The organism is Pseudomonas donghuensis, assembly GCF_000259195.1.
Classification (GTDB): domain Bacteria; phylum Pseudomonadota; class Gammaproteobacteria; order Pseudomonadales; family Pseudomonadaceae; genus Aquipseudomonas; species Aquipseudomonas donghuensis.
The window spans coordinates 40,763-53,844 of record NZ_JH650773.1; the positions used below are offsets into that span (position 1 = coordinate 40,763).

The following is a 13,082-nucleotide window of genomic DNA, read 5'->3' on the forward strand; positions in this document are numbered from 1 at the left end:
GTGCCGGCCCGAACCAGAACAACGAGAGTATTGGGTGCGCTATGGGCGAAAAAATGATCGATTCGACTGCCGGGGCGCAAGACCTCAGTATCGTACTGCTGGGCCAAGGCGACGCCAGTTACCGTGAGCGCGCCGGCTACTACTACCGGCAGAACTTCCCGGGCCATGCGCTGTTCGAGATTGCGGTGCAAGGCGCCGATGCCGAGGGCTGGCAGGCGCAACTGCTCGATACCCTGGAGCGCTTGAGCACACCGTTCGTGGTATTGACGCCAGACAGCGACTTTCTCCTGGCCGCTGCCACTGCATCGCTGGTGCAGTCTCTGCGTGATGCCCCGCACTGCCTGATGGCCCACGGCTATGCGCTGGGTTACCGGCCTGGTAACAGTGAAGTTGCCTACCATAAGCTGGGTGGCGCGATTGCGCCGGCGGCGGTGGTCGACGACGCATGCGAGCGTATTGCCCTGTACGGTGACAACGGGCTGCAGGCCTGGCGCTCGGTCGTCAGGGTCGAGGCCCTGAAAGCGTTGCTGCGCAGTGTGCCGGTCGACCTGGGCTTCGAAGCCTGGTGTGTGGCGGTATCCTTTGGCCTGCTGGCCCAGGGTGTGGCCACGGTCGTCGAGCAAACCACCCTGGTCGCCGAGTACAGTCCCTCTGCGCTTTCGCAGCTTGCACGCGAAGAGCGGCAGGCCCTGGCCGTGCGTCAGATTCGTCAGTGGGATGCCCAGCAGGGCGCGGTGTGCGCTGACGCCAAGGGCTTTGAGGCGCTGACGGCATTCGTCGCCAGCACCTGGGCGGGGCTCGAGGCGCCGCGCGTGGTCACCTCGCGCTGGATCAGCATAGTGGCTGCGCCGCAGTGCGTATTCGAACCTGTGCAGTATGTCGAGATGCCGTACTACACCGCGCCGCTGTTCGAGCAGTTGCGTCAGCTGGAGTTTTTCCTCCACGCCTGGCCGGCTGGCAAGGTTCACACTGAGGCGCTGGAGGGGGTCTGGGTCCAGCAGCAGGCGCTGATGGTCCGGCATCCGAATGACAGCGCCGAAAGTCTCAAGGCGCGTTATTGGCAGGCCTTTGAGTTGGGCGTTTTCAATCCGGGCGTCTGCCACAACCTGCTCGGTGCATTGGGCAGTGATGAAGAGCAGGATTTCGTCCCCCATCTGCACCACTGGGTGGCGCAGCTCGATCAGTTGCCGGCGACCGATCTGCAAGCACGACTGGCGGCATCACCTTCGGGGCAAGTGCTCGCGGCCATTGCTGCTGCAACCCCGGACAGCGACGCTCGTCAGCGTATTCAGGCCCACCTGGGCTCGATCCAGTCGCCACAGATCGCCTTCCTGGTGGTGGATCTGGAGAACAACGACGCGGCCCTGCAAGCCACCTTCGACAGCTTGCTGGCCAGCGGTTTGCGTGATTTCAAGATAGTGGTGTTCAAGGCCGGTGCGTTGCCCGCCATTACCACTGCCAAGGATACGCTGCATTTCATCCGCGTCACTGCCAGCAATCTGGTCGCTCACCTCAATCAGGTGGTGGAGCAGTTGTCCAGTGCCTGGCTGCTGCAACTGCAAGCGGGTGATGTGCTGGCACCAGGCGGGCTGTTGCGTCTGCAGGTGGAGTTGTCTGCGGCGCAAGCCTGCCAGGCCATCTGTGCCAATGAAGTCCAGCGTGATGAGCAGGGCCGATTGCTCAGTGTGGTGCGTCCGGGGGCCAACCTGGACCTGTTGCGCGCGCGTCCGGACTTGATGTCTCGCCACTGGCTGGTGCGTCGGCAAAGCCTTGTCGAGCTGGGTGGCTACAGCGAAACCTGCCAGGCGGCGCTGGAGTTCGATGTCCTGCTGCGCCTGATTGAGCGCAATGGCGTTGCAGGCCTGGCCCATCTGGATGAGTACCTGGTCATCGGCCAGCAGGCGGGCGAGGCGATGCAGGCCGACGCGCAGGCAACGCTCAAGCGTCACTTGAGCGTACTCGGTTACCGGGGGCAGGTCAGTGAGGGGCGAGATGGCGCCTTGCAGATCGATTTCCGTCACCCGACCACCCCTCAGGTCAGCATTCTGCTGTCGATCGACTCGGACCTTGAGCAGCTCAAGCGCAGCTTGGCGAGCATCGTCCAGCGGACCCGCTATGCCCGCTACGAAGTGATCGTGATGACCGATGCGGCCAGTGCTGAGGCGACGGCGGCAAGCCTTGGCAACCTCCAGGGGCTGGGTGGCCGGGTGAAGTTGATGGCCAGTGAGTTCGCCGGCACCCGTGCGCAAATGGTCAAGATGGCGGCCAAGCAGGCCCAGGGCGAGTACCTGGTGCTGATGTCCAGCCGCTGCCAGGTGGTCACGCCGGCCTGGATCGAAGCTTTGCTCAACCAGGCGCAGCGCCCTGAAGTGGGGGTCGTGGGTTGCCAGATGCATGACGCCGAGGGCTTGATCAGCCATGGCGGCTATGAGCTGTTGGCCAGCCAGCAGGTGCGTGGGGCCTGGCAAGGCGTGGCGCGCCAGGCTGCTGTGGCGGCGCTGGGGCTGGCGGCGGTGCGCAGTTGCCAGGCGGTATCCGATGATTGCCTGATGATCGGCAAGGCGTTGCTTGAGCAGTGCGCTGGCCTGGATGACATTGAAGGGGCCGATGTCGATCTGTGCCTGAAGGTCGGCCAGGCCGGTCAGCTGGTCCTGTGGACACCGCAAGCGCAAATGCTCAATGCGGGTGTGCCGACCCTGGATGCACAGGCGCTGAGTGCACGCTGGCCCGCCGCGTTCAGCACTCGGGTAGTGGTCGATGTGCGCAACGCGGTCGATATCTCGCGTTCGCCAACGGTCGGCAAGCCGGCTGAGCTGGAGTGGTTGGCCGAACTGGCCTGAACGCCGTGTACAGGAGCCGGGTCTTAGACCCGGCTTTTTCATTGCTGCTCGCCGCAGCAGGCAGTCGGGGTGCAATGCCCCGCGCAGATGCGGGCTGACAATGTTGCACATACGCCTTGGACTTCTGCACGACACCTCACCTTTCCCTGCTGTTTGGCCTGGTTTTTCCGGTTGGCCGTCGCTTTGTATTGAGTAATGATTGCGCAACAGTGACTTGGCAGTCGAAACGGGCATCTTTAATCTATTGAGTCGTCGGGCGGTACTGGCGAGCGGGGGCTGCGCAGGCTCGCAACACCCCGGGTTATCCGGTTCCAGTGCCCGTGAAAATCCGCATATCTATCGGGAAGCCACAATGATTGGCATCAAAAGCATTGCGAGTTACGTACCTGTCGAGGGTGTGGACAACTACGCCCAGGGTGCGAAGTTCGCCAAGGACCAAGAGTTCATTCTCGGCAAGATCGGTTCGACCTTTCTGCCGCGCAAAGAAGCAGGCCAGGAAACCTCCGACCTATGTGTGGAGGCGGTCAAGGCCCTGTTCGCTGCCAATCCGAGCCTGGCGCCTGAGTCCATCGATGCCTTGATCGTCGTTACCCAGAATGGCGACGAAGAAGGGTTGCCGCACACCGCTGCCATCGTTCAGGACAAGCTCGGCCTGCCGACCCATGTCGCTGCCTTCGATATTTCCCTGGGCTGCTCGGGTTATGTCTATGGCCTCTACGCCATGAAAGGCTTCATGGAAGCGGCAGGGCTGAAAAACGGCCTGCTGATCACTGCTGATCCGTACTCCAAGATCGTCGATCCGGAAGATCGCAACACCACCATGCTCTTTGGTGATGCGGCGACCGTGACCTGGATGGGCGAGGGCGCCCCTTGGCAGCTGGGCAAGGCCAAGTTCGGTACCGATGGTGGTGGTGCCGCGCATCTGAAGGTCAGCGACGGGGTGTTCTTCATGAATGGCCGCCAGGTGTTCAACTTCGCCTTGCTCAAGGTGCCGGCGCACCTGCATGAGTTGCTGGGCGAAAGCCAGTTGGCACCGGCGGATATCGACCTGTTCTGCATTCACCAGGGCAGTGCGGCAATTGTCGATGCGGTGGCGCGTCGGTTCGAGGATGACCCGGACAAATTCGTCAAGGACATGGTCGAAACCGGTAATACCGTGTCGTCGAGCATTCCGCTGCTGCTGGAGAAGCATGTGCTGGGTTCGCAGCACCAGCGTGTTGCCCTGAGTGGTTTTGGCGTTGGCCTGTCATGGGGTTCGGCGATCATCGAGCGCAAGGGTTGATATAGAGCCTTGCGGTAAAAAAAGCGCTGCCGGTTTCACCGGTGGCGCTTTTTTTTTGGGGGGGCTTTACGGAATCCTGGGGACCATGATCCTTGGGTTGGGTTGTTCAGGCTGTGGACTTATCCATTCTGGAAGGGGCCGGCAGCAGCGCCATCCAAAATGGATAAGCCCGCAACCTCAACATCCCATCCCATCCCATCCCATCCCCAAAATCATAGTCCCCGAAATGCCGTGAAGAACCCTTTTTTCAACCCAGGTGTTGGCCAGTAAGCGATTTTTCTGGCGTCAAACCCTTGATTTCATTGGGGTGGCAGGGTGCCATTAAAAAATTTCTAAAAAGCCCTAAAGCAACCGCGCCAGACGACGATAACTATTACGAAGGTTCTCTAGGCCACACCCGGCGGATGCCAGGGCCGGAAGCCGCAGTATCCCAAACACGAGGAATTCGTCATGGCATTAACCGTTAACACTAACACTACCTCTCTGGGCGTTCAGAAGAACCTGAACCGCGCTTCCGACGCTCTGAGCACCTCGATGAGCCGTCTGTCCTCCGGCCTGAAAATCAACAGCGCCAAAGACGACGCCGCTGGCCTGCAGATCTCTACCCGTATGACCTCGCAGATCCGCGGTCAGACCATGGCAATCAAAAACGCCAACGACGGTATCTCGATCGCCCAGACCGCTGAAGGCGCGATGCAAGAGCAGGTCAACATCCTGCAGCGTATGCGTGAACTGGCTCAACAGTCGCGAAACGACTCGAACGACTCGACTAACCGTACCTCGCTGGACGGCGAGTTCAAGCAGCTGACTGCGGAACTGACTCGTATCGCCCAGTCCACCCAGCTGAACGGCAAGAACCTGCTGGACGGTTCGGCTAGCGTCATGACCTTCCAGGTCGGTTCCAACACTGGTGCTGAAAACCAGATCAAGATCGACCTGACCGGTAAGTTCCTGGCCAGCGACCTGGGTATCACCAGCGCCATCACCATCGCCGGTAGCGACAGCGCCACTGCCGAAACCAACTTCTCGGCTGCCATGGTTGCAATCGACAAGGCTATCGGCACCATCGGTGACTCCCGCGCTGCGCTGGGTGCTGTACAAAACCGTATGACCAGCACCATCAACAACCTGCAAAACATCAACGAGAACGCCGAAGCTGCTCGTAGCCGTGTACAAGATACCGACTTCGCCGCTGAAACTGCTCAGATGACCAAGCAGCAAACTCTGCAACAAGCTTCGACTTCGGTTCTGGCCCAGGCCAACCAACTGCCGTCGGCGGTACTGAAGCTGCTGGGCTAATCTCCTAGTGGTTATCGGCGGAGGAGTGCAACTACGGCGCTCCTCCGCCTTTTGCATTGAGAGGTGGTGACATGGATATGAGCGTCAAGCTGAACCTGTCGTACCCGACGGTGAAGCCGGTCGAAGCGACCACCGAACGCCCTGCGGCGAAGCCCGTAGCGGGTGTTGAAGCCATCACGCCGGCCAAGGATGCTGCCGACAAAGGCTTGTCCGAAGCTGAGAAGGTGAAGAACGCGGTCAAGGATATCGAGAAGTTCCTTGCTTCATCGCGACGTAACCTTGAATTTTCCACGGATGAAGAATCCGGCCGAATTGTAGTTAAAGTCATCGCCAGTGAGACCGGAGAGCTGATCCGCCAACTTCCTTCGGAAGAGGCGTTGAAGATCGCTCACAGTCTGAGCGATGTAAACAGCCTGCTGTTCAACGCCAAGGTCTGAAGCTGACCTGGCAGTTGAGTGGCAAGTTCGCTAGCCTGGCAAGGCTAGGGCGGCGCGTAACCATGAGGGAGTAGTTATGGCGAGTACAATTTTACCGAGTGTCGGTCTGGGTTCCGGCGTAGACATCAACAAGATCGTTGATGTGCTCGTCAAGGCGGAAACCAATCCCAAGGCGAATCAGATCAAGCGCCAGACCGCCAACAACACGGCCATGCTTTCCGGGGTAGCGTCGCTCAAGAGTGCGCTTTCTGTGTACCAGGAAGCGATGAAAAAGCTCAATGATCCGAAGGCTCCGTCCTTCAACGCCTATACCGCGACCTCCAGCAGCGACGCCACGGTCAAGGCGACCTCGAACAATACCGCAGTACCGGGTACCTACTCGGTACTGGTCGAAAAACTCGCCACCTCGTCCAAGGTGGCCAGTCAGAACTTTACCGGCGGTGCCAGCACGTCGATACCTGAAGGTGACCTGACCATCACCCAGGATGGTGTGATCCATACCGTGAAGGTTGGCCCAGGGGCGACCTTGCAGACGGTACGCGACTCGATCAACACCTCGTTGGCCGAGAAGGGCATCAGTGCCAACATCGTCAACGGCAAGGACGGCTCGCGCCTGGTGTTCAGTTCGACCAAGACCGGTGAGGGTACCGACATCTCGGTCGATGGCATTGCCGAGCTGAAGATCGACGGCACTGTCTCGATGGCGAGTAACGGTGCCGGCTATATCGACGGCGTTGCCCAGAGCGCCAAGCTGACCATCGATGGTCTGCCGGTTACCAGCAAGACCAATACCGTTGATGGTGCCATCAGCGGCATCAGCCTGGAGCTGCTCCAGGTCACCGGGCTTGATAAGGACAAGGCAATCAAGGTTACTGTCGGTGAAAACACCGAAGGCCTGAAGACATCGGTCAAGGCTTTTGTCGATGCCTACAATACGCTGGTCAAGGCCGCCAATGCGCTGAGCGCGGTGTCCAAGGATGCAGACGGCAAAACCGTACTCGGGCCGTTGACCAGCGATCCGACCACTCGCTCGCTGCTGTCCGAGCTGCGCAAGCAGCTGTCTACCCCGTCGGGGAGTGGTCGCCTGACCACGCTCAGTCAGCTGGGTATCAACACGGCCAAGGACGGTACCCTGGAGTTCAACTCCACCAAGTACGACGCGGCGATGAAGGATAAAAAGCTCGGCCCTGACGTGCAGGAGCTGTTCACCGGCACCAATGGCGTGTTCGCGAACATGACCAAGGCTGTCGAGCCGTACCTGCAGACGGGCGGCATCCTCGACTCGCGCAAGGCCGGCCTGGACAAGCTGCAAAAGGACCTGTCCGATCAGCAACTGGCGCTTGACCGTCGTATCACCTCGCTCACCGAGTCGCTGACCAAGCGCTATGTGGCCATGGATACCCTGGTCGGCAAGCTCGAGGCGCAGCGCAAGAACATCGCCTCGATGTTCGCCTCGATCGAGGCGCAGCAGAAAAACTCCTGATTCAGCGCGGTGACACAAGCCCGGCAGTATCCCTAGGGGGACTCCGGGCTTTTTGCCGTACGCGCTAAAGTTTTTTGACGCGCAGACGATACAAGCGGTATATGAAACCTTTTTTGCGGTGACGAGGTAGAGCATGAATCCGATGTTGGCCCTTCGGCAGTACCAGAAAGTCAACGGCGTGGCGCAGACCTCCGTGGCCAGCCCGCACCGTCTGGTACAGATGTTGATGCAGGGTGGTCTGGATCGAATTGCCCAGGCCAAGGGCGCCATGGCGCGCAACGATGTGGCCCAGCGCGGCATCCTGATCGGCAAGGCCATAGGTATCGTTGGCGGCCTGCGCGAAGGCCTGGACCTGGAAAACCATGCTGACTCGCTGACTGACCTGGACAACCTGTATTCGTACATGAGCAAGCGCCTGGTCGAGGCGAACGTGCAGAACGACCCGGAGATCCTCAATGAGGTGGCCCGGTTGTTGATTACTGTCAAGGAAGGTTGGGACGCTATCGGCGAGCAGCCCGCCGACGTCTGAACAGGAGATTGCCATGAGTGTCGTGCTCGAACGTATCGAACAAACCCGCGAGGCATTGCTCGGGGCCCTGGCCAGTCGCGACTGGGAGGCGATCAGCGAGCTCGACGTCAGTTGCCGTCTGTGTGTCGATGACGTGCTGGCCGAGGCGTCGGTCGATGAGCTGACGCTGCGCAGCAAGCTTGAAGAGTTGCTGGGCGTGTACAAGGAATTAATCGAGGTTGCAAGCGGGGAGCGTCAATCAATAGTCGATGAGATGATGCAGATCCGACAAGCCAAAAACGCGGCAAAGGTATACCATTTGTTCAGCTGAAACTGGGCAAAACAAAAAGCAGTGCGCCATAAATTTGACTATGTACGGTTTTTTGACTTAACTAGTGGCTGTTTTCTAATTTCAGACGTCCGAACACTGACCGTTCAGTCGGAATGATGTCGAGCTTGCCCTTACAAGGGCGCCGAGATGACTAGGGAAGTTGTTATTGCATGTGGCGTGAAACCAAAATTCTCCTGATCGATGACGATAGCGCTCGCCGCCGTGATCTGGCAGTAGTGTTGAATTTTCTTGGCGAAGAAAATTTGCCCTGCTCGAGCCATGATTGGCAGCAGGTTGTCGAGTCGTTGTCATCCAGTCGTGAAGTGCTCTGTGTCCTGATCGGGGCCGTGAATGCTCCGGCAAGTCTGATGGGCTTGCTTAAGACAGTGGCTGGGTGGGATGAGTTCCTTCCGGTTCTGCTTTTGGGCGAAATTTCTTCTGCCGAGTTGCCGGAAGACCTGCGCCGTCGCGTTCTCTCCAACCTTGAAATGCCGCCGAGCTACAGCAAACTGCTCGATTCGCTGCACCGTGCCCAGGTCTATCGCGAGATGTACGACCAGGCCCGCGAGCGCGGTCGCCAGCGCGAACCCAATCTGTTCCGCAGCCTGGTCGGTACCAGCCGGGCCATTCAGCACGTCCGGCAGATGATGCAGCAGGTGGCGGACACCGACGCCAGCGTGCTGATCCTCGGCGAGTCGGGGACCGGCAAGGAAGTGGTCGCGCGCAATCTGCACTACCATTCCAAGCGCCGCGAAGCGCCGTTCGTGCCGGTCAACTGCGGCGCGATTCCGGCCGAGCTGCTTGAAAGCGAACTGTTCGGCCACGAAAAGGGCGCCTTTACCGGGGCGATCACCAGCCGCGCCGGGCGTTTCGAGCTGGCCAATGGCGGTACCCTGTTCCTCGACGAGATCGGCGACATGCCGTTGCCGATGCAGGTCAAGCTGTTGCGCGTGTTGCAGGAGCGCACCTTCGAGCGCGTGGGCAGCAACAAGACCCAGAGCATCGACGTGCGCATCATCGCCGCGACCCACAAGAACCTCGAAAGCATGATCGAGGTGGGTACCTTCCGCGAAGACCTGTATTACCGCCTCAATGTCTTCCCCATCGAGATGGCCCCGCTGCGCGAGCGCGTCGAGGACATTCCGTTGCTGATGAACGAGCTGATCTCGCGCATGGAGCACGAGAAGCGTGGCTCGATCCGTTTCAACTCGGCGGCGATCATGTCGCTGTGCCGTCATGGCTGGCCGGGCAACGTCCGTGAACTGGCCAACCTGGTCGAGCGCATGGCGATCATGCATCCGTACGGGGTCATCGGTGTGTCGGAGCTACCGAAGAAGTTCCGCTACGTCGACGACGAAGACGAGCAACTGGTCGACAGCCTGCGCTCGGACCTGGAAGAGCGCGTGGCCATCAACGGCCATACGCCGAACTTCGCCAGCCACGCCATGCTCCCGCCTGAAGGCCTGGACCTCAAGGACTACCTCGGTGGGCTTGAGCAGGGTCTGATCCAGCAGGCGCTGGATGATGCCAACGGTATCGTCGCCCGCGCCGCCGAGCGCCTGCGCATTCGCCGCACGACCTTGGTGGAGAAGATGCGCAAGTACGGCATGAGCCGTCGCGACGGGGATGAGCAGGCGGAGGATTGACGCCTGTGTCGCCATGATGAGTTGCGTAGCGCGCTCATCATGGCCAATAACCCTATCTTTCAAAGGGCTGTAAAGCCCGCCCCATCGGCCTTTGCCAGCGCCCTGCAGCGTTGCTCGCAGCCACTCTGAAACTATCCGGCACGGCTATTGCTATATCGCTGACACCATACCGTTTTATGACGGTCAGTCACGCGAGAGAGCACGATGCCCCAGGTCGCCACCATCTCCTGTGTCCCTGAACCGAAGGGGCCGAACGCCGCCGAGCAGGAAAGCCGCCTCGGTCTTGAGCAGGCCTTTGCCTTGTTCGATCAGGTGTCCACCCAGCTCAGTGAGTCTTATAACCTGCTCGAAGCCCGGGTCACCGAACTCAAGGGTGAGCTGGCAGTGGTCAGTGCCCAGCGCATGGCCGAGCTTGCCGAGAAGGAGCGCCTGGCCAACCGTTTGCAGAACCTGCTCGACCTGTTGCCGGGCGGGGTCATTGTCATCGATGGCCTGGGCCGTGTGCGCGAGGCCAATCCAGCGGCCTGTGACCTGCTCGGCGAGCCGCTGGTGGGCGAGCTGTGGCGCCAGGTGATTGCCCGCAGTTTTGCCCCGCGCGAGGATGACGGTCATGAGGTGTCGCTGCGCGATGGCCGGCGCCTGTCGATCGCCACGCGCTCGCTGGATGCCGAGCCTGGGCAACTGGTGCTGCTCAACGACCTTACCGAAACCCGTCGCCTGCAAGACCAACTGTCCCGGCACGAGCGCCTGTCGTCCCTGGGGCGCATGGTTGCCTCCCTGGCTCATCAGATTCGCACGCCGTTGTCGGCGGCCATGCTCTATGCCAGCCATCTGGCCGAGCAAAGCCTGCCGGTTGAAACCCAGCAGCGATTTGCCGGCAGCCTCAAGGAGCGCCTGCATGAACTGGAGCACCAGGTGCGCGACATGCTGGTGTTTGCCCGCGGTGAGTTGCCGCTGACCGATCGGCTGACACCCAAGGCGCTGTTCCAGGCGTTGCAGCAGGCGGCTCAGACCCATGTCCAGGGGCATGCCGTGCGCTGGCAGTGCGACAGTCACTTGGGCGAGTTGCTGTGTAATCGCGACACCCTGGTCGGCGCCCTGCTCAACCTGGTCGAAAACGCGGTGCAGGCCAGTGGCGAGCCTGCGCGGCTCAAGGTTCACCTGTATCGGCGCGAGCAGGTGCTGCACCTGTGCATCAGCGATGCCGGTGGCGGTATCGACAGCGCCTTGCTGGCGCGCCTGGGCGAGCCGTTCCTGACCACCAAGGCCACCGGTACCGGGCTGGGCCTGGCGGTAGTCAAGGCGGTGGTGCGCGCCCATCAGGGCAGTTTGCAATTACGTTCGCGACCGGGTCGCGGCACCTGTGCCCGGATCAGCCTGCCGCTGATCGGCGCGCAGCAGGCGGAGACAGAGTAATGAAAGCAATCAAGGTGCTGCTGGTCGAAGACGACCGCGCCCTGCGTCAGGCATTGGCCGATACGCTTGAGCTGGGCGGTTTTGCCCACCAGGCTGTGGGCTCGGCCGAGGAGGCGCTGGAGGTGGTCGCCAGCGAGGCGTTCAGCCTGGTGGTCAGTGATGTCAACATGCCAGGGATGGACGGGCATCAGTTGCTCGCCCTGTTGCGTGCTCGCCAGCCGTACTTGCCAGTGCTGTTGATGACCGCTCATGCCGCCGTCGAGCGTGCGGTCGAGGCCATGCGCCAGGGGGCGGCGGATTACCTGGTCAAGCCGTTCGAACCCAAGGCATTGCTTGAGCTGGTGGCGCGTCACGCCCTGGGGGTGGCCAGTGCCGCTGACAGCGAAGGGCCGGTGGCGCGCGAGCCGGCCAGCGCGCAGTTGCTGGAGCTGGCGGCGCGAGTGGCGCGCAGTGAGTCGACCGTATTGATCTCGGGCGAGTCCGGAACCGGCAAAGAGGTGCTGGCACGCTACATTCACCAGCAGTCGCCACGGGCCAATCAGCCGTTCGTGGCCATTAACTGCGCAGCCATCCCCGACAACATGCTCGAAGCGACCCTGTTCGGTCATGAGAAAGGCTCGTTCACGGGCGCGATTGCCGCCCAGGCCGGCAAGTTCGAGCAGGCCGATGGCGGTACCTTGCTGCTCGACGAGATTTCCGAGATGCCCCTGGGGCTGCAGGCCAAGCTGCTGCGGGTGCTGCAGGAACGTGAAGTGGAGCGGGTCGGTGGGCGCAAACCGATTGCCCTGGACATTCGCGTGGTCGCCACCACCAACCGCGACCTGGCGGGCGAAGTGGCGGCGGGGCGTTTTCGTGAGGACCTGTTCTATCGCCTGTCGGTGTTCCCGCTGGCATGGGCGCCGCTGCGCGAACGCAGCGCCGATATTCTGCCGCTGGCCGAGCGCTTGCTGGCGCGCCACGTCAATAAAATGAAGCACGCCCCCGTTCGCCTGTCGCCTGAGGCTCAGGCCTGTCTGCAGGGTTACGCCTGGCCGGGCAACGTGCGCGAGCTGGACAACGCCATCCAGCGCGCCTTGATCCTGCAGCAGGGCGGGGTGATTGAAGCGGCGGATTTCTGTCTTGCCGGTGCCTTGCCGGTATTTGCCGCAGCGCCCGTCATGACGGCTGCGCCGGTCGAGGCTGAGGTCGAGGCCGCAGGCGGGTTGGGCGATGACATGCGCCGCCACGAATTCCAGATGATCATCGACACCCTGCGCGCCGAGCGGGGCCGCCGCAAGGAGGCTGCCGAGCGCCTGGGTATCAGCCCGCGCACCCTGCGTTACAAGCTGGCGCAGATGCGTGATGCCGGCATGGATGTCGAGGCCAGCCTCTACGCGAGCTGACAGGGTGTTGAATTAGAGTTTTTGTTCGGGCCGCGGGCAGAGCTGGCACTCTTGTTGCTATGTCCTGCCTATCCGCTGCGTGAGTGTCAAAAAAATGCGGGCCGTCGGAGAGAGAAGTCCATGAGCCAAGGTGTTGAATTTAATCGATTGATGTTGGACATGCGGGCCATGCAAATGGACGCCATGTCGATGCCGAAGGCTGCGGCTGCGCCAGAGCTCGGTTCGAGCAATTTTGCCGACATGCTGGGGCAGGCCATCAACAAGGTCAGCGATACCCAGCAGGCCTCCACGCAGTTGGCCAACGCTTTCGAAATTGGTAAAAGCGGCGTAGACCTCACCGACGTGATGATCGCTTCGCAAAAAGCCAGTGTGTCGTTCCAGGCCTTGACCCAGGTGCGCAACAAGCTGGTGCAGGCCTATCAAGACATCATGCAGATGCCGGTATAAGGGCGAGATTG

Annotated in this window: 11 protein-coding genes; all 11 read left to right on the forward strand. The window is 61.0% G+C overall.

What is annotated here, in order from left to right:
• The first annotated feature begins 53 nt into the window (after window positions 1-53).
• Window positions 54-2,840: a glycosyltransferase gene (locus UW3_RS27360; RefSeq protein WP_081492830.1), complete on the forward strand. Its 2,787-nt coding sequence runs from the start codon at window positions 54-56 to the stop codon at window positions 2,838-2,840.
• Window positions 2,841-3,192: 352 nt separating this feature from the next.
• Window positions 3,193-4,122 (forward strand): ketoacyl-ACP synthase III, encoded by a 930-nt coding sequence (locus UW3_RS0119900; protein ID WP_010224984.1) that lies wholly within the window; start codon window positions 3,193-3,195, stop codon window positions 4,120-4,122.
• A gap of 450 nt (window positions 4,123-4,572) precedes the next feature.
• The gene (locus UW3_RS0119905) at window positions 4,573-5,421 is read left to right on the forward strand and encodes a flagellin domain-containing protein (protein WP_010224985.1); all 849 of its coding nucleotides are present in this window, start codon (window positions 4,573-4,575) and stop codon (window positions 5,419-5,421) included.
• Between the two features lie 71 nt (window positions 5,422-5,492).
• Window positions 5,493-5,858 carry a flagellar protein FlaG gene (locus UW3_RS0119910; protein WP_026001413.1) on the forward strand — a complete coding sequence of 122 codons (366 nt, stop codon included), beginning with the start codon at window positions 5,493-5,495 and terminating at the stop codon, window positions 5,856-5,858.
• A gap of 76 nt (window positions 5,859-5,934) precedes the next feature.
• Window positions 5,935-7,341 carry a flagellar filament capping protein FliD gene (gene fliD / locus UW3_RS0119915; protein WP_010224987.1) on the forward strand — a complete coding sequence of 469 codons (1,407 nt, stop codon included), beginning with the start codon at window positions 5,935-5,937 and terminating at the stop codon, window positions 7,339-7,341.
• 133 nt (window positions 7,342-7,474) lie between these two features.
• On the forward strand, window positions 7,475-7,870 hold the full coding sequence (gene fliS, locus UW3_RS0119920; RefSeq protein ID WP_010224988.1) for a flagellar export chaperone FliS: 396 nt from the start codon (window positions 7,475-7,477) through the stop codon (window positions 7,868-7,870).
• Window positions 7,871-7,883: 13 nt separating this feature from the next.
• Window positions 7,884-8,180, forward strand: coding sequence for a flagellar protein FliT (gene fliT, locus UW3_RS0119925; protein ID WP_010224989.1), 297 nt, complete (start codon window positions 7,884-7,886; stop codon window positions 8,178-8,180).
• A 170-nt stretch (window positions 8,181-8,350) separates the two neighbouring features.
• A complete protein-coding gene (fleQ, locus tag UW3_RS0119930; protein ID WP_010224990.1) occupies window positions 8,351-9,826 on the forward strand; it encodes a transcriptional regulator FleQ in 1,476 nt (491 codons plus the stop codon).
• Window positions 9,827-10,030: 204 nt separating this feature from the next.
• Window positions 10,031-11,242 carry a sensor histidine kinase gene (locus tag UW3_RS0119935; protein WP_010224991.1) on the forward strand — a complete coding sequence of 404 codons (1,212 nt, stop codon included), beginning with the start codon at window positions 10,031-10,033 and terminating at the stop codon, window positions 11,240-11,242.
• Window positions 11,242-12,624, forward strand: coding sequence for a sigma-54-dependent transcriptional regulator (locus UW3_RS0119940; protein ID WP_010224992.1), 1,383 nt, complete (start codon window positions 11,242-11,244; stop codon window positions 12,622-12,624). Before UW3_RS0119935 ends, UW3_RS0119940 begins: the two co-directional genes overlap by 1 nt.
• A 120-nt stretch (window positions 12,625-12,744) precedes the next feature.
• Window positions 12,745-13,071, forward strand: a complete 327-nt coding sequence (fliE, locus tag UW3_RS0119945; RefSeq protein WP_010224994.1) for a flagellar hook-basal body complex protein FliE — start codon at window positions 12,745-12,747, stop codon at window positions 13,069-13,071.
• Window positions 13,072-13,082 lie beyond the last annotated feature (11 nt).